Annotated in this window: 24 protein-coding genes; 13 read left to right on the top strand and 11 right to left on the bottom strand. The window is 66.1% G+C overall.

Going from position 1 to position 25,246, the window contains the following annotated elements; genetic code table 11:
* Window positions 1–48 precede the first annotated feature (48 nt).
* Together QO207_RS09680 and QO207_RS09675 are read left to right on the top strand one after the other, a co-directional pair.
* Window positions 49–591, top strand: a complete 543-nt coding sequence (locus QO207_RS09680) for a DUF2780 domain-containing protein (RefSeq protein WP_184590345.1) — start codon at window positions 49–51, stop codon at window positions 589–591.
* Between the two features lie 97 nt (window positions 592–688).
* Window positions 689–1,243, top strand: a complete 555-nt coding sequence (locus QO207_RS09675) for a DUF2780 domain-containing protein (RefSeq protein ID WP_301532230.1) — start codon at window positions 689–691, stop codon at window positions 1,241–1,243.
* A gap of 6 nt (window positions 1,244–1,249) precedes the next feature.
* Here the strand turns inward: QO207_RS09675 and QO207_RS09670 are convergent, their stop codons facing one another.
* Window positions 1,250–2,134: an acyltransferase gene (locus QO207_RS09670; protein ID WP_301532229.1), complete on the bottom strand. Its 885-nt coding sequence runs from the start codon at window positions 2,132–2,134 to the stop codon at window positions 1,250–1,252.
* Between the two features lie 124 nt (window positions 2,135–2,258).
* Between QO207_RS09670 and QO207_RS09665 the strand changes: the two genes are divergently transcribed.
* From QO207_RS09665 to QO207_RS09635, 7 genes are all read left to right on the top strand, one after another.
* Complete coding sequence (locus QO207_RS09665; RefSeq protein WP_301532228.1) at window positions 2,259–3,524, top strand: HD-GYP domain-containing protein; 1,266 nt, start codon at window positions 2,259–2,261, stop codon at window positions 3,522–3,524.
* 69 nt (window positions 3,525–3,593) lie between these two features.
* On the top strand, window positions 3,594–4,115 hold the full coding sequence (locus tag QO207_RS09660) for an ATP-dependent zinc protease (protein WP_301532227.1): 522 nt from the start codon (window positions 3,594–3,596) through the stop codon (window positions 4,113–4,115).
* A 65-nt stretch (window positions 4,116–4,180) separates the two neighbouring features.
* Window positions 4,181–4,870 carry a two-component system response regulator CreB gene (gene creB / locus QO207_RS09655; RefSeq protein WP_301532226.1) on the top strand — a complete coding sequence of 230 codons (690 nt, stop codon included), beginning with the start codon at window positions 4,181–4,183 and terminating at the stop codon, window positions 4,868–4,870.
* Window positions 4,870–6,285, top strand: coding sequence for a two-component system sensor histidine kinase CreC (gene creC, locus QO207_RS09650; protein WP_301532225.1), 1,416 nt, complete (start codon window positions 4,870–4,872; stop codon window positions 6,283–6,285). Before creB ends, creC begins: the two co-directional genes overlap by 1 nt.
* 171 nt (window positions 6,286–6,456) lie before the next feature.
* Window positions 6,457–7,899 (top strand): cell envelope integrity protein CreD, encoded by a 1,443-nt coding sequence (creD, locus tag QO207_RS09645; protein WP_301532224.1) that lies wholly within the window; start codon window positions 6,457–6,459, stop codon window positions 7,897–7,899.
* A gap of 11 nt (window positions 7,900–7,910) precedes the next feature.
* Entirely contained in the window at window positions 7,911–8,210 is a 300-nt protein-coding gene (locus tag QO207_RS09640) for a hypothetical protein (RefSeq protein ID WP_301532223.1), read from the top strand.
* Window positions 8,207–8,479, top strand: a complete 273-nt coding sequence (locus QO207_RS09635) for an ABC transporter substrate-binding protein (protein WP_301532222.1) — start codon at window positions 8,207–8,209, stop codon at window positions 8,477–8,479. Before QO207_RS09640 ends, QO207_RS09635 begins: the two co-directional genes overlap by 4 nt.
* Before the next feature lie 33 nt (window positions 8,480–8,512).
* Here the strand turns inward: QO207_RS09635 and QO207_RS09630 are convergent, their stop codons facing one another.
* Together QO207_RS09630 and QO207_RS09625 are read right to left on the bottom strand one after the other, a co-directional pair.
* The gene (locus QO207_RS09630; RefSeq protein ID WP_301532221.1) at window positions 8,513–9,136 is read right to left on the bottom strand and encodes a glutathione S-transferase; all 624 of its coding nucleotides are present in this window, start codon (window positions 9,134–9,136) and stop codon (window positions 8,513–8,515) included.
* A 31-nt stretch (window positions 9,137–9,167) separates the two neighbouring features.
* Window positions 9,168–10,133 (bottom strand): SMP-30/gluconolactonase/LRE family protein, encoded by a 966-nt coding sequence (locus QO207_RS09625; RefSeq protein ID WP_301532220.1) that lies wholly within the window; start codon window positions 10,131–10,133, stop codon window positions 9,168–9,170.
* 81 nt (window positions 10,134–10,214) lie between these two features.
* On the opposite strand from QO207_RS09625, the gene QO207_RS09620 reads away from it, so the two are divergent.
* Complete coding sequence (locus QO207_RS09620; protein ID WP_301532219.1) at window positions 10,215–11,081, top strand: protein phosphatase 2C domain-containing protein; 867 nt, start codon at window positions 10,215–10,217, stop codon at window positions 11,079–11,081.
* Between the two features lie 247 nt (window positions 11,082–11,328).
* On the opposite strand, the gene QO207_RS09615 is transcribed toward QO207_RS09620, so the two are convergent.
* The 3 genes from QO207_RS09615 to QO207_RS09605 form a co-directional block, all read right to left on the bottom strand.
* Window positions 11,329–13,737 carry a TonB-dependent siderophore receptor gene (locus QO207_RS09615; protein WP_301532218.1) on the bottom strand — a complete coding sequence of 803 codons (2,409 nt, stop codon included), beginning with the start codon at window positions 13,735–13,737 and terminating at the stop codon, window positions 11,329–11,331.
* Window positions 13,738–14,124: 387 nt separating this feature from the next.
* A complete protein-coding gene (locus QO207_RS09610) occupies window positions 14,125–15,087 on the bottom strand; it encodes a FecR domain-containing protein (protein ID WP_301532217.1) in 963 nt (320 codons plus the stop codon).
* Complete coding sequence (locus QO207_RS09605) at window positions 15,084–15,602, bottom strand: RNA polymerase sigma factor (protein ID WP_301532216.1); 519 nt, start codon at window positions 15,600–15,602, stop codon at window positions 15,084–15,086. The genes QO207_RS09610 and QO207_RS09605 overlap by 4 nt, the downstream gene beginning before the upstream one ends.
* Window positions 15,603–15,775: 173 nt before the next feature.
* Between QO207_RS09605 and QO207_RS09600 the strand changes: the two genes are divergently transcribed.
* A complete protein-coding gene (locus QO207_RS09600) occupies window positions 15,776–16,528 on the top strand; it encodes a glutathione S-transferase family protein (protein WP_301532215.1) in 753 nt (250 codons plus the stop codon).
* A gap of 59 nt (window positions 16,529–16,587) precedes the next feature.
* Here QO207_RS09600 and QO207_RS09595 read toward each other — a convergent pair whose 3' ends face one another.
* Together QO207_RS09595 and QO207_RS09590 are read right to left on the bottom strand one after the other, a co-directional pair.
* The gene (locus tag QO207_RS09595) at window positions 16,588–18,117 is read right to left on the bottom strand and encodes an NCS1 family nucleobase:cation symporter-1 (RefSeq protein ID WP_301532214.1); all 1,530 of its coding nucleotides are present in this window, start codon (window positions 18,115–18,117) and stop codon (window positions 16,588–16,590) included.
* A 447-nt stretch (window positions 18,118–18,564) separates the two neighbouring features.
* A complete protein-coding gene (locus tag QO207_RS09590) occupies window positions 18,565–20,742 on the bottom strand; it encodes a malate synthase G (protein ID WP_301532213.1) in 2,178 nt (725 codons plus the stop codon).
* A gap of 294 nt (window positions 20,743–21,036) precedes the next feature.
* On the opposite strand from QO207_RS09590, the gene QO207_RS09585 reads away from it, so the two are divergent.
* Both QO207_RS09585 and QO207_RS09580 read left to right on the top strand, forming a co-directional pair.
* Window positions 21,037–21,486, top strand: coding sequence for a GNAT family N-acetyltransferase (locus QO207_RS09585; protein WP_301532212.1), 450 nt, complete (start codon window positions 21,037–21,039; stop codon window positions 21,484–21,486).
* 19 nt (window positions 21,487–21,505) lie between these two features.
* Window positions 21,506–22,024 carry a glycine cleavage system protein R gene (locus tag QO207_RS09580; protein WP_301532211.1) on the top strand — a complete coding sequence of 173 codons (519 nt, stop codon included), beginning with the start codon at window positions 21,506–21,508 and terminating at the stop codon, window positions 22,022–22,024.
* Window positions 22,025–22,660: 636 nt separating this feature from the next.
* On the opposite strand, the gene rarD is transcribed toward QO207_RS09580, so the two are convergent.
* The 3 genes from rarD to QO207_RS09565 form a co-directional block, all read right to left on the bottom strand.
* Window positions 22,661–23,548 (bottom strand): EamA family transporter RarD, encoded by an 888-nt coding sequence (rarD, locus tag QO207_RS09575; RefSeq protein WP_301532210.1) that lies wholly within the window; start codon window positions 23,546–23,548, stop codon window positions 22,661–22,663.
* A gap of 252 nt (window positions 23,549–23,800) precedes the next feature.
* The gene (locus QO207_RS09570) at window positions 23,801–24,775 is read right to left on the bottom strand and encodes a serine/threonine protein kinase (protein WP_301532209.1); all 975 of its coding nucleotides are present in this window, start codon (window positions 24,773–24,775) and stop codon (window positions 23,801–23,803) included.
* Window positions 24,776–24,843: 68 nt separating this feature from the next.
* Window positions 24,844–25,215, bottom strand: coding sequence for a hypothetical protein (locus tag QO207_RS09565; RefSeq protein WP_301532208.1), 372 nt, complete (start codon window positions 25,213–25,215; stop codon window positions 24,844–24,846).
* Window positions 25,216–25,246 lie beyond the last annotated feature (31 nt).

Here is a 25,246-nt window from a genome sequence, read left to right as displayed (position 1 = left end):
GTCCTGCCTCCCGGTCGATATGGCGTCCGGTATTCCCAGGAGACAGCGATGTCCGTCAAACCCCGCGTCACCCTCGCACTGGCTGCCCTGCTGGCGGCTTCCTCCGCATTCGCCTTCAACCTCGGCGACGCCGCCAAGGCGGTGTCCGGTGCGACCGGCTCCGATACCTCACGCGTTGCCTCCACGCCGCAGACCAGCGGCCTGCTCGATGCCCTGACCGGCCAGCTCGGCGTCAGCGACGAACAGGCTCTCGGCGGCACCGGCGCACTGCTGGGCCTGGCCAAGAACAAGCTCAGCACTGGCGATTACTCGCAGCTGGCGAAGACCGTCCCCGGCCTCGACAAGCTCACCGGCAGCAACGCCCTGGGCGGCCTTGGTGGCCAGCTTGGCAACCTCGGCGGCGGCGCCTCCAGCGGCCTGCTGGGCAACGTCAGCAGCATGGGCGATGTGAGCAAGGCCTTCGGCGCGCTGGGCATGGACCAGGAGATGACCGGCAAGTTCTCCAGTGTGCTGCTGGATTACCTCGGCAAGCAGGGCCTCAACAGCAACCTGCTCGGCACCCTGGGCAGTCTCTGGGGCACCGGCGCCTGATATCCGCCGGCCGGCGCGGAACCGCCGCGCCGGCCCCCGGTCCTATCGACGATCCGGCCCCGCCCTGGGGCCGGACAGCCGCTTTTCGGAGCCGTCGATGTCCACCCGTTCCGTCGTCTTCCTGGCCACCGCCTGGCTGCTCGCTACCCCTGTCTTCGCCGCTACCTTCAACGAAGTAAGCGAGCCGACCACGCAGGCGCCGTCGATCCCGCCGGCGGCCAATGCCCTGCTGGGCAATCTCACCCATCAGCTGGGCGTCAGCGAAGAGCAGGCCATCGGCGGCACCGGCGCCTTGCTCGGCCTGGCGATGAACAGCCTGAAGGACAACGACACCGCGCAACTGCAGAAATCCCTGCCGGACCTGCAACAGCTCGCCGGCACCAGTTCGCTGGGCGACCTGGGCGGGGCGCTGGGTGGCTTCGGTGGGCTGGGCAACGCCGCGGCGCTGCTGGGCGGGATCAACAACCTGGAAGACGTCGACCAGATCTTCGGCGTGCTCGGCATGGACCAGTCGATGATCGGCCGCTTCGCCGGGGTGATCCTCGACTACTGCAACCAGCAGGGCCTGAACAGCCAGTTGCTGGGCACGCTCGGCGGCCTCTGGGGCACGCCAGCCGCACCGGCCACTCCGGTGGCCGGGCGGGGCGCATAAGCGGCGTCAGAACTCCTGGCGCAGCTGCTCGATGCGCTGGTCCTTCTGCTCCCACAGTTGCGACACCCAGCGCTGCACGTACTGGCGAAACTCGGGGTCGTTCTCGTAATCGCCTTGCCAGAGCGCGGGGTCGATCTCCCGCGCCTGGATGTCGACTATCACCCGCGGCACACGCCCGCACAGCAGGTCCCAGAAGCCCGGTCGCGGGCCCTTCGGGTAGACCAGGGTGACGTCCAGCAGGGTATCCAGCTGCTCACCCAGTGCGGCGAGGACGAAGGCCACGCCGCCGGCCTTGGGCTTGAGCAGGTTCTGGTAGGGCGACTGCTGCCGGGCCTGCTTGGCCGGGGTGAAGCGGGTGCCTTCGAGGTAGTTCACCACGGTCACCGGCATGCGCTTGAACTTCTCGCAGGCGGCCTTGGTGATCTCCAGGTCCTTGCCCTTGAGCTCCGGGTGCTTCTCCAGGAAGGCCTTGCTGTAGCGCTTCATGAAGGGGTAGTCGAGCGCCCAGAAGGCCAGGCCGAGGAAGGGCACCCAGATCAGCTCCTTCTTCAGGAAGAACTTGAAATAGGGCGTCTTGCGGTTGAACGCCTGGACCAGCGCCGGGATGTCGACCCACGACTGGTGGTTGCTGATCACCAGGTAGGAGGTGTCGCCGCGCAGCTGGGCGGTGCCGCGGATGTCCCAGACGGTGGGGGTCATCAGGGCGAAGATGGCCTTGTCGATTTCCGCCCAGGTCTCGGCGATCCACATCACCCCGCGCGAGCAGGCGTCCTTGGCGGACTGGCCGGGGACGATCAGTTTCAGCAGCGCGATCAGCAGCATCGGGCCGATCAGGATCAGGGTGTTGAGCAGCAGCAGAAGGCTGGCGATGACGCCCATCAGTGCCTGCATGAAGTCCTTTCCTTGTGCGTGATTGGCCGGCCCATCATACGCAGCCGACCCCAGGTTCCCAAGCGGCACTCCCGCCAACGAGGCGGGCGGACTATGCTGCGCAAATCACCTGCCGGGAGCTGTCATGTCCGACTCGCCGTACCTGCGCATTCCAGTGCAAGCCGTCACCCTCGGGATGTACGTGCAGGAGCTTTGCGGCTCCTGGGTCGACCATCCGTTCTGGCGCGCACGCTTTCTCCTGGAGGACCCGGACGACCTCCGACGTCTGCAGCGCAGTGCGGTCCGCGAAGTACTGATCGACCCGCGGCGCGGCCTGGTTCCCGCTGCGCCGACGGTGCCTGAAAGTCCGCCCGCGAAGCCCGTCGAGCCGCCGAGCGAGACGCCCGCCGAACGCCCGGTGCCAGTCTCGCCGATCCTGCGGCGCAACCTGCAGGATGAGCTGCAGGTCGCTCGGCAGCTGTGCATCCGCTCCAAGGAGCGGGTCATCGCCATGTTCCAGGATGCCCGCCTGGGCCGCGCGGTGGAGGCCGAGAGCGCACAGGAACTGGTGGGCGAGATCGCCGCCTCGATGCAGCGTCACCCCAACGCGGTGATCAGCCTGGCCCGGCTCAAGACCGCCGACGAATACACCTACCTGCATTCGGTCGCGGTTTGCGCGCTGATGATCGCCCTGGCCCGCCAGCTCGGTCTCGACGAGCTGCTGGTGCGCGAAGCGGGCCTCGCCGGCCTGCTGCACGACATCGGCAAGATGTGCGTGCCCATGCGCGTGCTGAACAAGCCCGGCCGTCTCGACGAAAGCGAGTTCGCTAGCGTGCGCGAGCATCCCTGGCGCGGCGGCGAGATTCTCCGCGAGGGCCGCCAGGTCAGCGCGCTGGTGCTCGACGTGTGCCTGCACCACCACGAGAAGCTCGACGGCACCGGCTACCCGCATCGCCTGGCCGGCGAGCAGATCAGCCTGTTCGCGCGCATGGGCGCGGTCTGCGACATCTACGACGCGATCACCTCCGACCGCCCCTACAAGGCCGGCTGGGACCCGGCCGAATCGCTGCAGCGCATGTCCCAGTGGTGCGGCAGCCACCTCGACGAGAAGGTCTTCCGCGCGTTCATCCGCTGCCTGGGCATCTACCCCATTGGCGCGCTGGTGCGCCTGGAAAGCGAGCGCCTGGCGGTAGTGGTGGAGCAGGGCGCGGAACTGCTGCTGCCGATGGTCAAGGTGTTCTACTCGACGCGGACCCGCGCGGCGATTCCCTTCGAAGTGGTCGACCTCGCCCGCCTCAAGGGCCGCGAGCGCATCGTCGGCCGCGAGTCGCCGGAGAAGTGGGGCTTCCGCAACCTGGAGTCGCTGTGGAGCGGTCTGGATCGGCGCCGCGGTTCGCTGTTCGAGCGCTGAGCCTGCTGGCGAACCTATGGCGGCCGTGATAGTCCTATGCGCATACCCGCACAACCCCGGAGATTCCGCGTGAAACGCGCCCTCGCCCTGCTGTCCCTGCTCGCTCTGCCCGGCCTCACCCTGGCCGCCGAACCCAAACTCTACGGCCGCTACGAATGGGTCAGCCTGCCCGAGCTGAACCAGACCCTGCAGGCCAAGATGGACACCGGCGCCTACACCTCGTCGCTGTCGGCCAAGGACATACAGATCTTCCAGCGCGATGGCGAAGACTGGGTGCGCTTCAAGCTGGCCACCAAGGACGGCGGTGACTCGGTCTACGAGCACAAGCTGTCGCGCATCTCGAAGATCAAGAATCGCTCCGACGGCGGCGCCGATGACGAGGACGAAGCCTCCAGTCCCGGCCTCAGCCAGCGCCCGGTGATCGAGCTGCCGGTGTGCCTGGGCGGCGACCAGCGCACCATCGAGGTCAACCTCACCGACCGCAGCCACTTCAACTACCCGTTCCTGATGGGGACCAAGGGTCTGCGCAAGTTCCACGTCGCCGTCGACCCCGGCGAGCGCTTCACCGCCGGCAAGCCGAGCTGCTCCTGATCCCCGATTGACGCGGCGCGGGGCATGATGGACCCTTCTGGGACTTTCCCGGGAATCGGAATCCCATGCCCCACATCCTCATCGTCGAAGATGAAGCCGCCATCGCCGACACCCTGCTCTACGCCCTGCAGGCCGAAGGTTTCGAGACCACCTGGCTGAACCTCGCCGGCCCGGCCCTCGAACGCCTGCAGCGCGAGCCCTTCGATCTGGTCATCCTCGACGTCGGCCTGCCGGATATCAGCGGCTTCGAAGCCTGCAAGCAGCTGCGGCGCTTTTCCGAAGTGCCAGTGATCTTCCTCACCGCGCGCAACGCCGAGATCGACCGCGTGGTGGGCCTGGAGATCGGCGCCGACGACTACGTGGTCAAACCCTTCAGCCCGCGCGAAGTGGCTGCGCGGGTGAAGGCCATCCTCAAGCGCACCGCGCTCCGTGAAGCGCCGGCCCAGGCGCCGGTCGGCAACGGCCCGTTCGAGGTGGACGAGGAGCGCTTCCAGATTCGCTACCACGGCCAGTCGCTGGCCCTGACCCGCCACGAATTCCGCCTGTTGCAGACGCTGCTGGCGCGCCCCGAACGGGTGTTCAGCCGCGAGCAATTGCTCGATGCGCTGGGTGTCGCCGCCGACGCCGGCTACGAGCGCAACGTCGACAGCCACATCAAGAGCCTGCGCGCCAAGCTGCGCCAGGTCGCCCCCGCCGCCGAACCGATCCAGACCCATCGCGGGCTGGGCTACAGCTACGCGCCGGACAAGAGCTGATGCGCCTGTCGCTGCGGATCTTCCTGGTCTACTTCTTCTTCGTCGGGCTGACCGGCTGGTTCGTCCTGCGCACGGTGATGGACGAAATCCGCCCTGGCGTGCGGCAGTCCAGCGAAGAGACCCTGGTGGATACCGCCAACCTGCTCGCCGAGGTGCTGCAAGCCGACGTCAAGGCCGGCACCCTCGAGCAGAGTCGCCTGCCGGACATCCTCCGCGCCTACGGCTCGCGCAGCCCGCAGGCGGATATCTGGGGGGTGAACAAGACCGCGGTGAACCACCGCATCTACGTCACCGACGACCGTGGCATCGTCCTGCTCGATTCACTCGGCCAGGCCGTGGGCCAGGACTACTCGCGCTGGAACGACGTCTACCTGACCCTGCGCGGCCAGTACGGCGCGCGCTCCAGCCGCGAGTCGGCGGACGACCCGGAATCCTCGGTGATGTACGTCGCCGCGCCGATCCGCGATGGCGAGAAGATCATTGGCGTGGTCTCGGTCTCCAAGCCCAACCGCACGCTGCAGCCCTACATCGACCGCTCGCAGCGGCGCCTGGCCTGGCTCGGCGCCGGGCTGATCGTGCTCGGCCTGCTGGTGGGGGCTGGGCTGTCCTGGTGGCTGAGCCGCTCGCTGGATCGCCTCACTCGTTATGCCCAGGCCGTCAGCGAAGGCCGCCGTGCCGAGCTGCCGAAATACCGCGGCGGCGAGATGGCGCAGCTGGCCGATGCGGTGGAGCGCATGCGCGTGCAGCTGGAGGGCAAGGACTACGTCGAGCGCTACGTGCACACGCTGACCCACGAACTGAAGAGCCCGCTGGCGGCGATCCGTGGCGCGGCTGAATTGCTCGAAGGCGAGATGCCCGCCGAGCAGCGTGCGCGCTTTGTCGGCAACATCGCCGGGGAAAGCGAGCGTTTGCAGCAACTGATCGAACGCCTGCTGAACCTCGCCCAGGTGGAGCAGCGCCAGGGGCTGGAGGAACGCGTGCCGGTGAATCTGCATGAGTTGGCCAGCGAGCTGATCGACGAACGCCTGGTGCGTGCGCAGGGCGTGCAGCTGGAGAACGCGATTCCTCCGCAGGCCATCGCGCAGGGCGAGCGCTTCCTGCTGCGCCAGGCCCTGGGCAACCTGCTGGACAACGCCCTGGATTTCACTCCGGTCGGTGGCGTGATCCGCTTCGCCGCCCAGCCCGAGGGAGACGGCTGGTGCGTCGAGCTGTGCAACCAGGGCGAGGCGATTCCGGACTTCGCCCTGCCGCGCCTGACCGAGCGCTTCTACTCGCTGCCGCGCCCGGTAAGTGGGCGCAAGAGCACCGGGCTGGGGCTCAACTTCGTCGCCGAGGTGGCGACGCTGCATGGCGGTGAATTGCGCGTGGAAAACGTCGAGGGCGGCGTACGCGCGAGCCTGCGGTTGCCCCAGTAGGAGCGAGCTTGCTCGCGAACAAGCCCCGCTGCGAATTCGGTTCGCGAGCAAGCTCGCTCCTACGAAGAGCCGAAGCCACACAATTCCCACAAAGTCTCCACACTTCGCCCCGAGCGCCCCCACGCGCGGGCCTCAGGCTTGCTCCGTCGTCCACCCACGGAGAAGCTTTCGATGAACCGCCAACTCGGCATCAAGCTCGGCGCCATCGCGCTGTTGATCGTCCTCTTGCTGATACCCCTGCTGATGATCGACGGCCTGGTCGACGAGCGTCAGAACTACCGCGACGAGGTCCTGCAGGACATCGCCCGCAGCGCCAGCTACAGCCAGCAGCTCACCGGCCCGCTGGTGGTCGTGCCCTACACCCGGACCATCCGCAGCTGGCGCCTGGACAAGTCGAGCCAGCAGCGCGTGCTGCAGGAGCGCGAGGTGCGCGGGCGGCTGTACTTCCTGCCGGAGGTGTTCAGCCTCGACGGGCAGATGAATACCGAGCTGCGCCATCGCGGTATCTACGAGGCGCGCCTGTACCACGCCGACAGCCAGGTCAGCGGCAGCTTCGTCCTGCCGGCCAACTACGGCATCAGCGGCGACCTCGACAGCTACCGCTTCGACGAGCCGCTGCTGGCGGTGGGCATCAGCGATGTGCGCGGCATCGAGAACGCGCCGAAGCTGAAGGTCGGTGACCAGCTGCGCGACTTCCAGCCCGGCACCCAGAGCCAGTTCCTCGGCAATGGCGTGCACGCCGTGCTGCCGTTCAAGGCCAGCGAGCGCGAGCAGCGCTTCGACTATTCCTTCGAGCTGTCGCTGCTGGGCAGTAGCCGCCTGGACATCACTCCGGTGGGCCGCGACAGCCAGGTCAAGCTGGTCTCCGACTGGCCTCACCCGAGCTTCGGCGGCGAGTTCCTGCCGACCGAACGCAGCATCAGCGCCGACGGCTTCAGCGCACGCTGGCGCACCAGCTTCTTCGCCACCAACCTGGAGGACCAGCTGCGCGCCTGTGTGGCGCCGGCCCAGGCCGACGTTGCCCGCGCGGTCGGTGCGGACGATCCGGATGCCTTGCGTCCCAGCTCCGCCGAGTGCAGCGAATTCGGCCAGCACCGCTTCGGCGTGGCGCTGGTGGACCCGGTGGACCAATACCTGAAGACCGACCGCGCGGTGAAATACGCGCTGCTGTTCATCGTCCTCACCTTCGCCGGCTTCTTCCTCTTCGAAGTGCTCAAGCGCCTGTCGGTCCACCCGATCCAGTACGCCCTGGTGGGCATGGCGCTGGCGCTGTTCTACCTGCTGCTGCTGTCGCTCTCCGAGCATGTCGGCTTCGAGCTGGCCTACCTGCTGTCCGCTGGCGCCTGCGTCGGGCTGATCGGCTTCTACCTCTGCCACGTGTTGCACAGCCTGTGGCGCGGTGCCGGGTTCAGCCTCGGCCTGGCCGGGCTCTACGGGATGCTCTACGCGCTGCTCAGCGCCGAGGACTACGCATTGCTGATGGGCTCGCTGCTGCTGTTCGGTGTGCTCGGTGGCGTGATGGTGCTGACCCGTCGCCTGGACTGGTACGGCATCGGCAAGCCGCGTGGCGATGACCTGGAATTTTCCCTGGAAGACGTGCGCGTGCAGCGCTGAGGAGAATGGAGATGCCCAACCTGATGCGTTTTTCCCTGTGCCTGTTGGCCGGCCTGCTGGTCAGTGGCCTGTGCCTGCCGGTGCTGATGCTGCTCGGCCGCTTTGACTGGATTGCCCTGCTGGTGGCCACCGGCAAGCCGCTGGCGCACCTGGCACTGTTGCTGCCGGCCGAGCTGTGGACGCAACTCACCGGCGTCGAGGACGCGGCCAACAATCCCCATGTGCGCTCCTTCCTGGAGATGTGCATGGGCGTTGCGCAACTCGGCCTGCTGCTGGCGCTGCCGATCTACCGACTGGGGAACAAGCCATGAGTGCCTGGAACGGATTGCGCGAGGAGCGCGAAGTGGGCCGGCGGCTGGCGCGGCGGATCGCCGGGTTGTTCGAGCTGGGGCTGGAGCGGCGGGTGGTGCGTGATGAGCGCTTCCAGCGCAGGGTGGTGCGGCGCGGTTTGTGCGAGGTGAAGTCCTGGCGCGCAGGCTTCGCCCTCACCCCAACCCTCTCCCAGAGGGAGAGGGGGCTGGGCGGTGCCGGCTGGCGGGTCTGGAGCACGCCGGCGCGACCTCAGGAGTGCTCGGCGTAGGATGGGTGGAGCGAAGCGATACCCATCGTCCAGTCAGCCCGGCACCGTCGCCTGCATCGACGGCCGCTGGCTGACTTCGGCGAACCACTGGGACAGCTGCGGGTAGTCGGCGCGCCAGTCCCAGTGCGGCTGGCGGAAGTCCAGGTAACCGAGAGCGCAGGCCACGCCGATGCCGGCGATGTCGAAGCGTTCGGCCAGCTCGGCGTGGGCCGGGCCGTCGAAGTAGGCGAGGGTGCGGACGATCTTCAGCTGCTGATTGTCCAGCCACTGGTCCCAGTGCTTTTCCTGCGGGCGCATGGCGCTTTCGTAGCGGATCAGTACAGCGGCATCGAGCACCGCATCGGCCAGCGAGGCAAGGGTGAGGCGCCGCCAGCGCGCTGTGCCTTCGCGGGGGATCAGCGGCTCGCCAGCGTGCTGCTGGTCGAGGTATTCGAGGATTACCCGGCTGTCGTGCAGGGTCTGGCCGTCGGCCAGGCGCAGCGCGGGAATCTTGCCGGCGGGGTTGTCCTGCAGCACGCCGGCGTCCGGCGCGATGGGGGTGTGGACGGCGGCGTACAGCTCCACGGAATCGACCTGGCCGGTCTCGTGCAGCAGGACCATGACCTTGCGCACGAAGGGCGAGGCGGCGGCGTGGAACAGGACGGGGCGGGTACTCATCGACAGCAACTCCTGAGGTTCGGTCATCGGGTCAATCGTGGATCTGCACCAGGCGGTCGGTGCCGGATTCGGCACCCCACACCTCGCCGGGCCGGCCTTGCAGCTGGCGCACGCGGGCGTTGGCCTGATCGCTGGGGAAGACGGTGAATTTCTCGCCCTGCGGGTCGAAGCGCAGCAGCGCATTGGCGGTGAAATCGCTCAGCCAGACCTGGTCCATGGCATCGACGTAGACCGCATAGGGCAGCGGATGATCGCCCGGCAGCTTCCAGGTTTTCCACTTGTTATCGCTGGGGTCGAAGCGCGCCAGGCTGCCGGTGCCCCACTGGCTCAGCCACAGGCGGCCGACCGAATCGGCCCACAGGCGGCGCGGCCCGCTGTCCTTGCCGGGCGCATCGAAGGTGGTGGCGCTGTCGGCGATGCCGTCGATCTGGCCGATGTAGTTGCCCGCCTGCGAGGCGAACCAGATGCCGCCATCGGGCGCCACGGCGATCCCGCGCGGACCCTTGCCGCGTGGCGCCTGCCAGACCTTCATGTCGCGGCTGGTCGGATCGAGGCGGCCATACACACCGCTCTGCCCGGTGAACCACAGCACGCCATCGTCATCGAATACCGCAGAGTCGAGGTTGGCGCGGGCCACTTCCTTGGGCAGGGGAATGACCTCCACGCCCAGGCGCTCGGCATCGACATGGAGGATCGCGTTGCGGCCGCTGTCGACGATCCAGGCGTCGCCGTTGCCATCGGCCACCACGCCCTGCGGGCTGGAGCCCTTGCCCAGGCTGACCTGCTCGCTCTGCCCGGTCTGCGGGTCGAGGCGGCCGAGTACGCCGAGTTTCTGCGCGGTGTACCAGACCTTGCCGTCTTCGGTGGGTGCCACGGCCTGCGGGCCGGAGCCCTTGGGCAGGTCGAAGTACTTCACCTCGGCGGCGGATGCGCCGGTGGCCAGCAGCAGGCCGGCGAGAAGAAGGCCGCTCAGGGGAAGGGACAGGACGCGAAGCATGGGGCTCTCCTTGGCAGAGTCCGGAATCAGGTGAGACTGTACGCCGGTCAGTGTGGCCGACGAAACGAGGGAGAACGGCTTGTGACGACGATTTCCGTACGCGGGGCGGCCTGCCGCCAGGGTTCACCGGTGAACGACGACGCCATCGGCTACACCGCCCAGGCAGCCTGGGTGCTGGACGGGGCGACCAGCCTGGGGCCGGGCCTGGTGGATCGCGAAAGCGACGCGCGCTGGCTGGCGCAGTGCGCCAATGGCCATCTGCAGCGCCTGCTCGAAGCCGAGCCGTATCTGCCGGCCGAAGAGCTGCTGGGGCAATTGCAGGCTGGCATCGCCGAGGATTTCCTGCGCGATGCCGGTGTTGCCGCGACCACTGCGCTGGACCTGCCCACCGCCTGCCTGAGCCTGTTACGGGTTCTGGAGGATGGTTCGCTGGAGCTGCTCAATCTTTGCGACACGCGTATCCACCTGGCCTGGGACGACGGCCACGTGGAAAGCTTCGGCGAGACGCCGCTGGAGGAAATCGACCGGCAATCGGTGCAGCGCCTGCTGGCGCTGCGCGAGGCGAACCCGGACTGGAGCCACGCACAGCTGTGGCAGGCCAGCCGCGAGTGGGTGCGGCGCAACCGCGCGCTGGCCAATACACCGGAGGGTTACTGGGTGCTCGACCCAACCAGCCGCTGGCTGCCCCATGTGCAGCGCCGCGTGCTCGATCCTTCGCGGCTGGCGGCGTTCATGCTGGTCACCGATGGCTTCGACCGCCTGCTGGATTTCCGTCGCTACGAGCTGCAGACATTGTTCGCCGAGTTGCCCGAGCGTGGCGTGGAAGCATTGATCGACGAACTGCGCGCGCTGGAAAGCGCCGATGGCCAGGCGCTGGACTATCCGCGCCTGAAGATCCATGACGATGCGAGCGTGGTTTGGGGAGAAGTGAGGGTGGGCATGGCGTAGGAGCGGACTCCGTCCGCGATGGCATCCGGCGCGATGCGGATCTATCGCGGACGGAGTCCGCTCCTACGCTGTCTGATGTACCGGAGCGGTCTGGCGGATAACGCTGGCGCGTTATGCGCCCTGCGGGTGCCGGTGATGCCGTGGGGAGGTTGGGACGGTAGGGCGAATAACCTGGAACAGGTTATCCGCCGTCTTTTGCTCGGCGGATAACGCTGGCGCGTTATCCGCCCTACGAAGGGCTGTTACGTCAGAACTTGTAGTTGACGCTGGCCACCACGTTGCGACGATCGCCGTAGTAGCAGTAGAAGCCGTCGCAGGTAGAGATGTATTCCTTGTCGAATACGTTGTTGGCGTTCAGAGCGACGTTCAGGCCGTTGAGGCTGTTGTCCAGGCGGCCGAGGTCGTAATGCACCGCGGCGTCGTAGAGGGTGTAGGAGCCGGTGTCGCCGTCCGACTTGTCGCGCACGTAGCCCATGCTGCCGATGGCGATGTTGTGGGTCTCGCCGACGTAGCGGGTGCCGAAGCCCAGGCCGAAGCCGTCGAGCAGGCCGTCATGCCAGGTGTAGTCGGCCCACAGCGAGGCCTGGTTTTCCGGAGTGAGCGGCAGCGGACGGTTCTTGTCCAGCGGGTTGGCGACCTTGGTCATCTTGCTGTTGGCGTAGGTGTAGGCAGCGGTCACCTTGAGGTTCTCGTTGACGTTGCCTACGGCCTCCAGCTCGAAGCCGCGGACCTGTGCTTCGCCCACCGGGCGGCTGATGAAGTCGCTGCCGGTGAGGACGATGTTGTTGCGGGTCAGGTCGTAGACGGCGGCGCTGAGCATCAGATCGGTGCCCACCGGCTGGTACTTCACGCCCAGTTCGTACTGCTTGCCGGTGCTCGGCTCGAAGGCCGCGCCGTTGGTGCCGCCGGCTTCGGTCTGGAACGACTCGGCATAGGACACGTAGGGCGCCACGCCGTTGTCGAACACGTAGCTGAGCGCCGCGTTGCCGCTGAAATTGCTGTCGCGACGGGTATCGGTGGCGCCGTTGGCGTTGTAGAACTTCGAACCGGTGTGCGCCCAGTCCTGGCGGCCGCCGAGGGTCAGGCGCCAGTTGTCGAGGGCGATCTGGTCCTGGGCGTACAGGCCGGTGTCGCGCATCTTCTGGTTGTAGTCGTTGTACGCGGTGTAGGCGACGTTGCTGAAGTCCTGGCCATAGATCGGCTTGGTGATGTTGCTGGTCGGTGCGGCACCGTACAGCCACTTGTAGTTGGTGTTGGCGCGCTGGTGATCCAGGCCCAGCAGCAGGGTGTGCTTGAGCGGGCCGGTGGAGAAGTCGGCCTGCAGGTTGTTGTCGATGGCGAACTGGCTGATGTCTTCGTCCACCACGTTGGCGCCGCGGGACAGGGTGCCGTCGTCGGCCACCGAGGTGGCGGTGCCGCCGGCGGTGATGCCCTGGAACGACAGGTCGCTCTTGGTGTAGCGCAGGTTCTGGCGGAACTGCCAGACGTCGTTGATGCGGTGCTCGAAGGCGTAACCCAGGGCGTAGTAGGTCTTGTCGTAGAACTCCCAGTCCGGGTCACCGAGGTTTTCGTGGTACTTCACCTCGCCCGCCGGGGTCGACAGCTTGGTGCCCTGCAGCGGCAGGAACTGGCTGGTGATGCCGGTATCGTCGCGGTTGAACTGCGAGAGGAAGGTCAGCTTGGTGTCTTCGTCGAAGTTCCAGGTCAGGCTCGGCGCGATGTTGTAGCGCTTGTTGTCGACGTGATCGACCTGGGTGTTGCTGTCACGCACCACACCGCTGACGCGGTACAGCAGGTTGCCGGCGTCGTCGACCTTGCCGGTGCTGTCGAAGGAAATCTGCTTGTGCTCGTAGCTACCGACCTGCAGCTGCACTTCATGGCTGCTCTCGGCTTCCGGACGGCGGCTGGTCATGTCCAGAAGGCCGCCGGGCGGGGTCTGGCCGTACAGCGAAGAAGCCGGGCCGCGCAGCAGGGCAACACGCTCCAGGTCCCAGGTTTCCAGCTTGGGCATCACATAGGAGCCCTTGGGCAGCGGCAGGCCGTCGAGGAACTGGGTCGGCTCGAAGCCACGCACCTTCAGCCACTCGGCACGTGTGTCGTTACCGTAGCTGCTGGCAATCACGCCGGGCATGTAGCGCACCGCGTCGTCCAGGCTCTGCACGTTGCGGTCCTGCATCTGCTCGCGGGTGGCGACGGAGATCGAGCGCGGCGCTTCCAGCAGCGGGGTGTCGGTCTTGGTGCCGGCGCGAGTGCGGGTGGCGAGGTAGCCGATGGCCGGGCCGTCCGGGTCTTCCTGCACGGCGCTGATGGTGGTGGCCGACATCGACAGGGTGTCGCTCGGCTCCGGGCGCAGGCTGAAGCTGCCCGACTCGCTCTCCACCAGCTCCAGGCCGGTGCCCTTGAGCGCCTGGCGCAGTGCGCCGACGGTGTCGTAGCGACCCTGCACGGCATGCGCGCTGCGGCCCTGGGCCATGGCCGGGTCGAGGCTCAGCGACAGGCCACCTTCGGCGGCGATGCGGTTGAGGGTGCTGGCCAGCGGGCCGGCGGGCACTTGGTAATCACGCACGGCTTCGGCGGCGATGGCCGAAGAGGTGGCCAGCAGGATGGCGGTGGCCAGCAGGCAGGGGCGAAGCGACAGTTCGAACGGGCGGCGCATTGAAAACGACTCCTGAATGAAAACGTTTCTCGATGCCTCCTTGCCGGACGAGAATTGAAAAGTGATAGGGCTGGGTGAAAATAATTTTCCGAGGCGGTGTCGACGCTGGGTGGAGCGAGCTTTTCGTAGGAGCAACTGTCTTCTCCTGGATGACTCTGCGCCTGTATATCCCCCTCACCCCAACCCTCTCCCTCAGGGAGAGGGGGCAGACTGTGCCGGCTGATGCTGTGGGTTCATCCTGCGCCGAACGGTCCCCTCTCCCTCTGGGAGAGGGCTAGGGTGAGGGCCGATCCGAGCATCGAGCTACCCCGTAGGAGCGGAGCTTCTCCGCGAGGCATTCAGCCGCTTGCGGATTCGCGGACAGGGTCCGCTCCTACGGGATGTGCTTTACCCGCGCGGCACCACGCGGGACCACCACTGGCCGTGCTTCTCTATTCGCACCGGCAGCGTCGGCTCCAGCGAACTGAGCGCCAGGTCGATGTTCTGCAGCGGGAAGCTGCCGGTGATGCGCAGGTCCGCGACCGCCGGATCGACGCCCAGGTAGCCGGGGCTGTAGCGCGCCAGTTGGTCGAGCAACTGGCCCAGGCGCACGTTGTCCACCACCAGCATGCCGTGGGTCCAGGCGTCGGCCGTCGGGCTGTTGGCGTGCTGATCACCGAAGCCGTCGGCGCGCACGCGCACCTGCTGGCCCTGGTTGATCACGCGCTCGTCCGGCAGTTGCTCCGGGCGCGCGGCCACGGCGGATTGCAGGACGCTCAACAGGGTGCCGTCGCCATCGTCGCGCTCCACCAGGAAGCGCGTGCCGAGGGCGCGCAGACGGCCTTCGTCGGTCTCGACGATGAACGGCCGGCTGTCGCCGTGGGCGGTTTCCACCATGATCTCGCCGCTGAGCAGGACGATGCGCCGCTGCTCGGCATCGAAACGCACGTCGACGGCGGTGCGGCTGTTCAGTTTCAGCAGGGTGTTGTCCGGCAGGCGCAGTTCACGCTGCTCGCCGGTGGCGGTGACCAGGTCGGAGAAGGCGTAGCGCACCGGCGTGTAGCGGTTGCCGACGCCCAGCGCCAGCGCGCCGACCAGCAGCAGTGACAAGCCGGTGCCAGCCAGGCGGCGGACCTTGCGCCGGGATTCGCCGGGCGAGCGCAGCAGGGCATTGCGCGCGGCCTTGGGCGCGGCGCCGGCCAGGGTGCGGTCGAGCATGCCCAGCTGGCTCCAGGCGCGGGCATGTTCGCTGTGCGCGGAATGCCAGTGGGCGAACTCGGCTTCGTCGTCGGGACGCGCTTCGCCGGAGCCCAGTCGCAATTGCCAACTGATCGCCTCGTCGAGCACCTGCAGGGAAACCGGTCCCTTCACGTCGGCTCGCCATACAGCGCGATGTAGCACTGGCGCAGGCCCTGGGCGATGTACTGGCGCACGCGCGGTACGGAAACGCCCAACTGCTCGGCAATCTCGGCATGGCCCAGGCCATCCAGGCGGTTGAGCAGGAAGGCGCTGCGTGCGCGGGTGGACAGTTTGCCCAGGAGGCGGTCGATCTCGCGCAGGTCGGCGAGGATCAGGCAGTGCTCCTCGGCCGAGGGCTGCACGGCTTCGGGCAGGCATTTCAGTTCTTCGAGATAGGCGTGCTCCAGCGCCACGCGGCGCCAGTGGTCCACCAGCAGGCCCTTGGCGACGGTCACCAGGAAGGCGCGCGGTTCGCGCAGGGAGGGCAGCTCGCGACGGCCGAGCACGCGGACGAAGGTGTCCTGGCTCAGGTCTTCGGCGCGCTGCGGACAACCCAGGCTGCGGTTCAGCCAGGCAGTCAGCCAGTCGCGGTGATCGCGATACAAGGCGCCAACGAGTTCGCCGCTACCCATCTGGATGGCCGACAAGCTACTCCCCCAATGATCTCGAATGGGATCAAGTTAAAAAACGATAACCATTCGCAAATGATCGCAAAGTGCAGTCACCGGCGCAATTGGCACCCGTCGGCTTTTATCGGTCATCGCCCAGGAATAGTCGGCGTTCTACAATCGAACAGGCCATTTCAACGAAAGATCCCGCCATGTCCGAGCCCTTGCTGATCATCGGTTCCTACCTCTCGCCCTGTGTGCGCAAGGCGCTGGTCCTGCTGGAAATTAAGGGCGTGGAGTACCGCATCGACTCCATCGTGCCGTTCTTCGGCAACGTCGAGTTCGAGCGCCTGAGCCCGCTGCGCCAGGTGCCGGTGCTGGTGGACGGCGAGCTGGTGCTCAACGATTCCTCGGTGATCTGCCAGTACCTGGAGGAGCGTTATCCACAGCCCGCGCTATACCCGGCGGACATCGCCGACCGTGCCCGCGCCCGCTGGATCGAGGAGTTCGCCGATGGCCGCATGGGCCAGGTGGTGATCTGGCAGTTGTTCGACCAACTGGTGATCGGCCGCGGCGTCTGGGGCCGTGAGCCGGACGCGGCGGTGCTGGAGAAGACCTACCAGCAGGACCTGCCGTCGATTTTCGACTACCTGGAAGCGCAGCTGCCGGAGAGCGGCTGGCTGTTCGGCGAGCTGTCCATCGCCGATATCAGCGTCGCCTGCTTCATGCGCAACGCGCAGTTCGCCCGCTACACGCTGGACGCCGGGCGCTGGCCGAAACTGGCCGCCATGCTGGAGCGCACCTTTGCCTTGCCGGCTTTCCAGAAGCTGCACCGCTTCGAGCTGGCCATCGCCCGCACGCCCATCGTCCAGCAGCGCCAGGCGCTGATCGCCGCCGGCGCACCCGTCAGCGCAACCAGCCTGATGCGCGAGCAGCCGGTGCGTGGGCCGATGAGCCGCAGCTGAGGCGCTGAGCAAAAAAAGGCCGCCTGAGGGCGGCCTTTCTTGTTTATCCACCGGCAAGATCAATGGTGCGCGGCATCCACCGCGATGGGCTCGCCGGAGACGTCGGCGTAGCTGCGCTTGCGGTCGGCCAGGGTGTAGTGGATCAGCGCGCCGAGGCCAGCGCCGAAGAACCAGGAGAACTGCGACAGCGCATCGAACGCCGGCGCCAGTGCCAGCACGATGGCGATCAGCGCTGCCGGTACGAACGCTGCCACCGCGCGCAGGTTTACGCCGCCGCTGTAGTGGTAGCTGGCGTCGCGGCTCTCGCTGTACAGCTCGGGCAGGTTCACCCGGCTGCGGCGCACCAGGTAGTAGTCGGTGACGATGATCCCGTACAGCGGGCCGAGCAGCGCGCCCAGGCCGCCGAGGAAGTACACGATCACCGCCGGGCTGTTGTACAGGTGCCAGGGCAGGATCAGCACCGCGATGGTAGCGCTGAGCAGTCCGGCGCGGCGGAAGTTCAGCAGGTTCGGCGCCAGGTTGGTGAGCACGTAGGCCGGGGCGACGAAGTTGGCCATGATGTTCACCGCCACGGTGACGATCAGGAAGGCCAGGCAGGCCAGCACCAGGCCGAAGGTGTTGGGGATCGCGGCGACGATTTCCGTGGGGTTCTGCACCAGCTTGCCGTCGATGCTGAACTGCGCGCCGGCCAGCACCACGGCGATCAGCGCGAAGCCCAGCATGTTCACCGGCAGGCCCCAGAAGTTGCCGACGCTGATGGTGCGGCGGTCCGGGCAATTACGGGTGAAGTCGCAGAAGTTGAGGATCATGGTGCCGTACAGCGACACCCACAGCGCGGCGGCGCCAAACACCTTCAGCCACATGGTCGAGCCGGTCGGCGCGTTGCCGCTGGACCAGGAGATCGACAGGCCGGCGCGCCAGTACATCCAGCCGGCGAGGCTGGCGAAGGCCACCAGGATGATCGGCCCGGCGAAGGATTCGTAGCGGCGCACCATCTCCATGCCGTAGGCGAAGATCACCAGCTGCACGCACCAGATACCGAGGAAGGTGATCCAGCCGAGGGTCGACAGGCCGAGGATCGAGTCGTGGTCGTAGGCCGCCAGGCTTGGCGCGATGGCGCTGAGCAGGACGCGCAGGACCACCGAGGCGAGGTAGGTCTGGATGCCGAACCAGGCGATGGCGATTACCGCGCGGATCAGCGCCGGCACCTGGGCACCGTGGATGCCGAAGCTGATGCGGCACATCACCGGGTAGGGCAGGCCGGTCTTCTGGCCCATGTAGCCGGACAAGTTCATCAGGCCGTAGATCACCAGCGCACCGAGGGCGAAGGCGGCGAGGATCTGCGCGCCGCTCATGCCGAGGGCGAAGAGGCCGATGGCGAAGGAGTAGTTGGCGATGTTGTGTACATCGTTGGTCCACAGCGCGAATAGGCTGTAGCGCCCCCAGTTGCGCCCGGCCGCTCGGGTCGGCGCCAGGTCGGCGCTGTACAGGCGCGGGCTCAGGGTTGGCGCGGCGGTCTTCGCGGACGCCGCGCCAGCGGCAGGTTGGGCAGGGGCAACGCCAGACAGGTGGGTAGGGCTGGAGTTCATGGGCTACTCGGCTTTTGTATGCACGGCTTTTTGTGGTTTGTGTGCAAAGCCAGAAGCATGCCAGTGCATCAGCACACTGCCTTTCCGCTCTCTCCGAAGTCGACTGCGAATTCCCCCGCGCCCTTGATTGGTGCGGGCTGGATGGCTGTCCTAATCGACAGGAAATTATTTTTCCATAGCAATCATTGACTTGATAGTCAGGTTGATAAAGATCCCTGGGTGGGTGGGCTGTGGATTTTGTACACAATAATTGTGCACATGCGTTACGCCTCCCGTTCGGAGTGACCGGTAAGCAATCGCGGACGAAGTCCGCTCCTACGCAGGGTCTACCCGCTGGCGTAGGAGCGGACTCCGTCCGCGATAGGCTGGGCATTGCACCGATTCCTTGATCTGCGGCCATAAAAAAACCGCCCCGGAGGGCGGTTTCTTCAACGCGGCGCGAAGTGCTTACAGGCCGTTCTTGGCCTTGAACTCGCGACGACGGCGGTGCAGGACCGGCTCGGTGTAGCCGTTGGGCTGTTTGGTGCCTTCGAGGACCAGTTCCAGCGCAGCCTGGAAGGCCACGTTGTCGTCGAAGTTCGGCGCCATCGCACGGTACTGCGCGTCACCGGCGTTCTGGCGATCCACCACCGAAGCCATGCGCTTGAGGCTTTCCAGCACCTGCTCCTGGGTGACCACGCCGTGGCGCAGCCAGTTGGCCAGCAGTTGGCTGGAGATACGCAGGGTGGCGCGGTCTTCCATCAGGCCGACGTCGTTGATGTCCGGCACCTTGGAGCAGCCGACGCCCTGGTCGATCCAGCGAACCACGTAGCCGAGGATGCCCTGGGCGTTGTTGTCCAGCTCGTTCTTGATCTCTTCCGCGCTCCAGTTGGTGTTCGGGGCGAGCGGAATGGTCAGGATGTCGTCCACCGAAGCCGGTGCACGCTTGGCCAGTTCGGCCTGACGGGCGAACACGTCGACCTTGTGGTAGTGCAGCGCGTGCAGGGTGGCGGCGGTCGGCGACGGAACCCAGGCGGTGTTGGCGCCGGCCAGCGGGTGAGCGATCTTCTGCTCGAGCATGGCGGCCATCAGGTCGGGCATGGCCCACATGCCTTTGCCGATCTGGGCCTTGCCCTGCAGGCCGGTAGCCAGGCCGACGTCGACGTTGTTGTTCTCGTAGGAACCGATCCACTTCTCGGTCTTCATGGCGCCCTTGCGCACCATGGCGCCGGCTTCCATGGAGGTGTGGATCTCGTCACCGGTGCGGTCGAGGAAGCCGGTGTTGATGAACACCACGCGCTCGGCGGCAGCCTGGATGCAGGCCTTCAGGTTGACGGTGGTGCGGCGCTCTTCGTCCATGATGCCGACTTTCAGCGTGTTGCGCGGCAGGCCCAGCAGGTCCTCGACGCGGCTGAAGATTTCGGCGGCGAAGGCGACTTCTTCCGGGCCGTGCATCTTCGGCTTGACGATGTACACGCTGCCGGTGCGGCTGTTCTTGCGAGTGGCGCTGCCGTTCAGGTTGTGAATGGCGATCAGGCTGGTGAACACGCCGTCCTGGATGCCCTCGGGGACTTCGTTGCCCTCGGCGTCGAGGATCGCCGGGTTGGTCATCAGGTGGCCAACGTTGCGGATGAACAGCAGGGAGCGGCCGTGCAGGCTCAGCTCGGAACCATCGGCCTTGGTGTAGACGCGGTCCGGGTTCATGGTGCGGGTGAAGGTGCTGCCGCCCTTGGAAACCTGCTCGGCGAGGTCGCCTTTCATCAGGCCCAGCCAGTTGCGGTAGACCACGACCTTGTCGTCGGCATCGACGGCGGCCACGGAGTCTTCGCAGTCCATGATGGTGGTCAGCGCGGACTCCATCAGGACGTCTTTCACGCCAGCGGCGTCGGTCTGGCCGATCGGGCTGGTCGGGTCGATCTGGATTTCGAAGTGCAGGCCGTTGTGCTTGAGCAGCACGGCTTGCGGCTTGGCGGCGTCGCCCTGGAAGGCGAGGAACTGAGCGGCGTTCTTCAGGCCGGTCTCGCTGCCATTCTTCAGGGTCACGGCCAGTGCGCCGTTCTTCACCGCGTAGGCGGTGGCATCGACGTGGGAGCCAGATTCCAGCGCGGCGGCTTCGTCGAGGAAGGCGCGGGCGAAGGCGATCACCTTGTCACCGCGGACCTTGTTGTAGCCCTTGCCCTTCTCGGCGCCGTTCTCTTCGCTGATCGCGTCGGTGCCGTACAGTGCGTCGTACAGCGAGCCCCAGCGGGCGTTGGCGGCGTTCAGGGCGAAGCGCGCGTTCATCACCGGCACGACCAGCTGCGGGCCGGCCATGCGGGCGATTTCTTCGTCGACGTTCTGGGTGCTGGCCTGGAAGTCGGCCGGCTCGGGCAGCAGGTAGCCGATTTCCTGGAGGAAGGCCTTGTAGGCAGCGGCGTCATGGGGCTTGCCGGCGCGAGCCTGGTGCCAGCCATCGACCTTGGCCTGGATCTCGTCGCGCTTGGCGAGCAGGGCCTTGTTCTTGGGGGCCAGGTCGTTGATTACGGTTTCTACGCCCGCCCAGAACTTGTCGGCTGCGATGCCGGTGCCGGGAATGGCTTCGTTGTTCACGAAGTCGAAAAGGACTTTGGCGACCTGCAGGCCACCGACTTGAACGCGTTCAGTCATTGCTTGCCTCACTCTGCTCAGGACCAGCTCTGGACACAGGCAAAACGCCTTGTAGTCCGAGCCGCGGAATACTACATGATGCCGTGGGAAAAATCAGTGGGCTAGCGTCGCGGTTAGACCAAAGTACGCATATCAGTCACGTAGCAGGTCTTATGTTCGCAAATATCATCTGGATTGTTCCAGATAAATCTTAAAACTGTACACGAATTACCCGAACGGGTACCTGTGGCAGCCCGTCGCAGTCCGCTAGTCTCGCCGTGCCTATACTGCCTTTTCCCTGTCGGAGAATCCCGCATGTCCGTGACGCTTGCCACCCCCACCGATCTGGACGACCTGGTCCCGCTGTTCTCCGGCTACCTGGATTTCTACGAGGTACCGGCACCCCACGCGAAGATTCGCGAGTTCCTCGCCGCGCGCATCGGCAGCGGGCAGTCCACGGTGTTCATCGCCCGCAGCATCGACGGGCTGGCGCTGGGCTTCGTGCAGCTTTATCCGCTATTCGCCTCGCTGGCGCTGCAGGCGTCGTGGCTGGTCAGCGATCTCTACGTGCTACCCGCCGCGCGCCGCGACGGTTATGGTGAAGCGCTGATGAACGCTGCCCGCGCCCACGGCGAGGCCAACGGTGCCTGCGGCCTGATGCTGGAAACGGCGAAGATCAACCACGCCGGCCAGGCCCTCTACGAGCGGCTGGGCTACAAGCGGGACGACAAGTTCTATACCTATTGGCTGGACCTCACGGCCTAGCCCTTCGCGGAGACTGCCCATGGACCACCTCGTACTGACCGTCATCGCCCAGGACCAGCCCGGCCTGGTGGAGCGCGTGGCCAAATGCATCGCCGCCCACGGCGGCAACTGGCTGGAAAGCCGCATGTCGCGCATGGCCGGACAGTTCGCCGGAATTCTCCGGGTGGCGGTGCCTGCCGAAGGTTATGACGAGCTGGTGGAAGGCCTGCAGGGGCTGAGCGAACACGGCATCCGCGTGCTGGTGGCCGAGAGCGGCATCGAGCCGGCCTGCAACTGGAAGCCGATCCACCTCGACCTGGTGGGCAATGACCGTCCCGGCATCGTCCGTGATATCACCCGGCTGCTCGCCGAAAACGGCGTGAACCTGGAGCGCCTGACCACCGAGGTACTGCCGGCGCCGATGAGCAGCGAACCGCTGTTCCACGCCGAAGCGCTGCTGGCCGTACCGCTGACCCTGCCGCTGGATACCCTGCAGGAGAAGCTGGAAGAGTTGGCGGACGACCTGATGGTCGAGCTGAATTTCCACAGCGGCGAGTAATCACAGCGCCTTTGGCGCAAGGCCTGTGGAAAAACCTGTGGGCTCTCTGTTGATGGATTGACAGAGAGCCCATTTCATATGGGCTCCTGGCTGCTTAATTTATCCACGTCCTGCTGCGCGGCTGTGCACAGATTGCGGGGATCGCGCCGTGGGCAAACTGTTGATAACTAGCCACAGCCTTCTGTTTCCGGGCGCCACAAGGATTTGAGTGCTTTTTGTACAGGTTCCAGCTCATCCCATGAGTGCTGCGCCTGACCCTACTGCTGTGCACAAATGCATTGGAAGAGTCTGTGGAGAAGCCGTTCATGGATCGCTACAGCCCCCGTCGGTATTGAGTTACAGGAGCTTGTCCACTTTCTGATCGGGTAGCTCCGGCCCATCCACACGAAACGGGGATCAGCCTGTGGAAAAGCCGGGGGAAGAATGCTGAAGGCCAAGAGAGGCGGGGCTTGTATGGAATCGATCAATAATTGATCGGGTCGTGTGGAAGCAGGAGGGCGAGGGAAGAACTGGGAATGGCTTGTGGAGAATTTTGCCCTTATCCCCGCAATCGCGGGATAGAGCTGTGGACAATCTGCGGGTGACTGCCTGCAAGCCACGCCAATTGTGGCTTGCAGGCAGTGGATCAATTAATGATCAGTCGCCGCGGGACAGGCGGTACCAGATGTCCACGCTGTAGACGACCAGTCCCGCCCAGATGCAGCAGAGGGAGATCAGGCGGGTGCTGTCCAGGTGCTCGCCGAACAGCAGGATCGCCTGCAGCAGCACCAGCGTTGGCGCCAGGTACTGCAGGAAGCCGAGGGTGGCATAGGGCAGGTGGCGCGCTGCGGCGTTGAAGCACACCAGCGGTACCAGGGTGATCGGGCCGGCGGCGGCGAGCCAGATGGCGTCCTTGGTGGTCCAGAAGTCCGCGTGCACGCTCGGGCCGTCGGCGAACAGCACCAGGTAGCCGATGGCCAGTGGCAGCAGGATCCAGGTTTCCACCACCAGGCCGGGCAGCGCGGCGACTGGCGCCTGCTTGCGGATCAGCCCGTAGAAGCCGAAGGTCAGCGCCAGCGTCAACGATACCCAGGGCAGGCTGCCCAGTTGCCACAGCTGCTGCGCCACGCCCAGCGCGGCCAGGCCGACCGCGACCCACTGCAGCGGGCGCAGGCGTTCGCGCAGGATCACCAGGCCGAGCAGAACGTTGATCAGCGGGTTGATGTAGTAGCCCAGGCTGGCCTCGATCATGTGGCCGTTGTTCACCGCCCAGACGTAGACCAGCCAGTTGCTGGCGATCAGCAGGCCGCTGGCGGTGAGCACGGCGATGCGCTTGGGGTTCTCGCGCAGCTCGCGCCACCAGCCGGGGTGCTTCCACACCAGTAGCAGCAGGGCGCCGAACACCGCCGACCAGATGGCCCGGTGGGTGATGATTTCCAGGGCGGGAATGCTTTCGAGCAGCTTGAAGTAGATCGGGAAGAGTCCCCAGATGACATAGGCAGTCAAGCCCAGGGCGTAGCCCCGGCGGGGATTGGCGGTGGCCATGGAACATCCTTGGTTAGGCAGCTAATGAGTGGCTGCACAATTCTAGGGCGCTCGCGCTGGCTTGTCTGTGCCGCTTCGCTGGATGTCCCGGTGGTGCGGGCGGTTGTGCGTAACGATGGCGTTACGGCGATGCCAGCTGTTGTAGGAGCGAGCTTGCTCGCGAACCCGCCCAGCCGCGTTGCTGCGAGTGAATCCGTTCGCGAGCAAGCTCGCTCCTACAAAAAGCCATGAGGCGTTCCCCTGGCAGGGTGATCAGAACAACCGCAACGGCTCCTCATCCAGCGCCGCCATTTGCTCGCGCAGCACCAGCACCTGTTCGCCCCAGTAACGCTCGGTGCCGAACCAGGGGAAGCTCGGCGGGAATGCCGGGTCGTCCCAGCGGCGTGCCAGCCAGGCGCTGTAGTGCATCAGGCGCAGGGCGCGCAGGCCTTCGATCAGCGGCAGTTCGCGGGGATCGAAATCGTGGAATTCCTGGTAGCCGTCGACCAGTTCGGAGAGCTGCCCGAGGCGCTCCTGGCGGTCGCCGGCGAGCATCATCCACAGGTCCTGCACGGCCGGGCCCATGCGGCAGTCGTCGAGGTCGACGACGTGGAAGGTCTCGTCGCGGCACAGCAGGTTGCCGGGGTGGCAGTCGCCGTGCATGCGGATGGACGTGTATTTCACCCGGGCGTAGAGGTCGTCGATCTTCTTCAGCAGGTCACGGGCGACCGACTCGTAGGCCGGCAACAGGCTTTTCGGGATGAAGTTGCCTTCCAGCAGGGTGGCCAGGGACTGGTGGCCGAAGTTCTGCGGCGTCAGCGCCTCGCGGTGCTCGAACGGGCGGTTGGCGCCGACTGCATGCAGGCGGCCGAGCAGTTGGCCGAGGCGATACAGTTGATCGAGGTTGCCCGGCTCCGGCGCCCGGCCGCCGCGGCGCGGGAACAGGGTGAAGCGGAAGCCGGCATGTTCGAAGAGGGTTTCGCCTTCGTGTACCAGCGGCGCCACCAAGGGGACTTCGCATTCGGCGAGTTCGGCGGAGAAGGCGTGTTCTTCGAGGATCGCCTCGTTGGTCCAGCGGCCGGGGCGGTAGAACTTGGCGATCAGTGGTTCGCCGTCCTCGATGCCGACCTGGTAGACGCGGTTCTCGTAGCTGTTGAGCGCGAGTACGCGGGCGTCGCTGAGGAAACCGATGCTTTCCACCGCATCCAGCACCAGGTCGGGGGTGAGGTCGGAGAAGGGATGGGACATGGCGACGTTCCGGCAATGGTAAAGCTGCCTAGTTTACCCAGTCCGCCCCCTTTGGGTGGGCTGCCGCCTCAGCGGTCGGCGCAGTGTTTTCTCAGGTACGCGACGAAGTCCGTGGCCAACGCCCGCCGCTCGCCCTTCACCAGGGTCAGTTTCTGCATCGTGCGGACCTTGCACTTCAGCGGCTGAGCCTGTTTGTCCGCACTGTGCAATGGCGTCAGCAGCAGGTCATAGGGCGTGCCCTGGCGAACCTGTTCGGCGAGATCGGCTTCCTCGCCGCCGATCAGCAGGACCTTGTTGTGGGTGTCGAGCTGGTACTGGTCGACCACCGGTTCGAGAATCGACATCAGCTCGTCGCTGGCGCCGACCCGCAGCACGTCGGGGCCGGCCTGGCTGGCGAAGGGCAGGAAGAGCAGAGCGAGCAGCAGCAGTGGGCGGCGCATGGTGGGAGCTCCGGATGATCGAGGTTCCGCC

The organism is Pseudomonas sp. CAN1 (genome assembly GCF_030462585.1).
Classification (GTDB): Bacteria; Pseudomonadota; Gammaproteobacteria; order Pseudomonadales; family Pseudomonadaceae; genus Pseudomonas.
This window is presented reverse-complemented; position numbering and strand designations above follow the sequence as displayed.

Coding starts and splice junctions, on each gene's coding strand:
- QO207_RS09680 (WP_184590345.1), top strand. CDS start 49: ATGTCCGTCAAACCCCGCGTCACCCTCGCACTGGCTGCCCTGCTGGCG.
- creB (WP_301532226.1), top strand. CDS start 4,181: ATGCCCCACATCCTCATCGTCGAAGATGAAGCCGCCATCGCCGACACC.
- QO207_RS09615 (WP_301532218.1), bottom strand. CDS start 13,737: ATGCGCCGCCCGTTCGAACTGTCGCTTCGCCCCTGCCTGCTGGCCACC.
- QO207_RS09640 (WP_301532223.1), top strand. CDS start 7,911: ATGCCCAACCTGATGCGTTTTTCCCTGTGCCTGTTGGCCGGCCTGCTG.
- QO207_RS09600 (WP_301532215.1), top strand. CDS start 15,776: ATGTCCGAGCCCTTGCTGATCATCGGTTCCTACCTCTCGCCCTGTGTG.
- rarD (WP_301532210.1), bottom strand. CDS start 23,548: ATGGCCACCGCCAATCCCCGCCGGGGCTACGCCCTGGGCTTGACTGCC.
- QO207_RS09635 (WP_301532222.1), top strand. CDS start 8,207: ATGAGTGCCTGGAACGGATTGCGCGAGGAGCGCGAAGTGGGCCGGCGG.
- QO207_RS09570 (WP_301532209.1), bottom strand. CDS start 24,775: ATGTCCCATCCCTTCTCCGACCTCACCCCCGACCTGGTGCTGGATGCG.
- QO207_RS09665 (WP_301532228.1), top strand. CDS start 2,259: ATGTCCGACTCGCCGTACCTGCGCATTCCAGTGCAAGCCGTCACCCTC.
- QO207_RS09595 (WP_301532214.1), bottom strand. CDS start 18,117: ATGAACTCCAGCCCTACCCACCTGTCTGGCGTTGCCCCTGCCCAACCT.
- QO207_RS09630 (WP_301532221.1), bottom strand. CDS start 9,136: ATGAGTACCCGCCCCGTCCTGTTCCACGCCGCCGCCTCGCCCTTCGTG.
- QO207_RS09670 (WP_301532229.1), bottom strand. CDS start 2,134: ATGCAGGCACTGATGGGCGTCATCGCCAGCCTTCTGCTGCTGCTCAAC.
- QO207_RS09585 (WP_301532212.1), top strand. CDS start 21,037: ATGTCCGTGACGCTTGCCACCCCCACCGATCTGGACGACCTGGTCCCG.
- QO207_RS09590 (WP_301532213.1), bottom strand. CDS start 20,742: ATGACTGAACGCGTTCAAGTCGGTGGCCTGCAGGTCGCCAAAGTCCTT.
- creD (WP_301532224.1), top strand. CDS start 6,457: ATGAACCGCCAACTCGGCATCAAGCTCGGCGCCATCGCGCTGTTGATC.
- QO207_RS09625 (WP_301532220.1), bottom strand. CDS start 10,133: ATGCTTCGCGTCCTGTCCCTTCCCCTGAGCGGCCTTCTTCTCGCCGGC.
- QO207_RS09580 (WP_301532211.1), top strand. CDS start 21,506: ATGGACCACCTCGTACTGACCGTCATCGCCCAGGACCAGCCCGGCCTG.
- QO207_RS09675 (WP_301532230.1), top strand. CDS start 689: ATGTCCACCCGTTCCGTCGTCTTCCTGGCCACCGCCTGGCTGCTCGCT.
- QO207_RS09565 (WP_301532208.1), bottom strand. CDS start 25,215: ATGCGCCGCCCACTGCTGCTGCTCGCTCTGCTCTTCCTGCCCTTCGCC.
- creC (WP_301532225.1), top strand. CDS start 4,870: ATGCGCCTGTCGCTGCGGATCTTCCTGGTCTACTTCTTCTTCGTCGGG.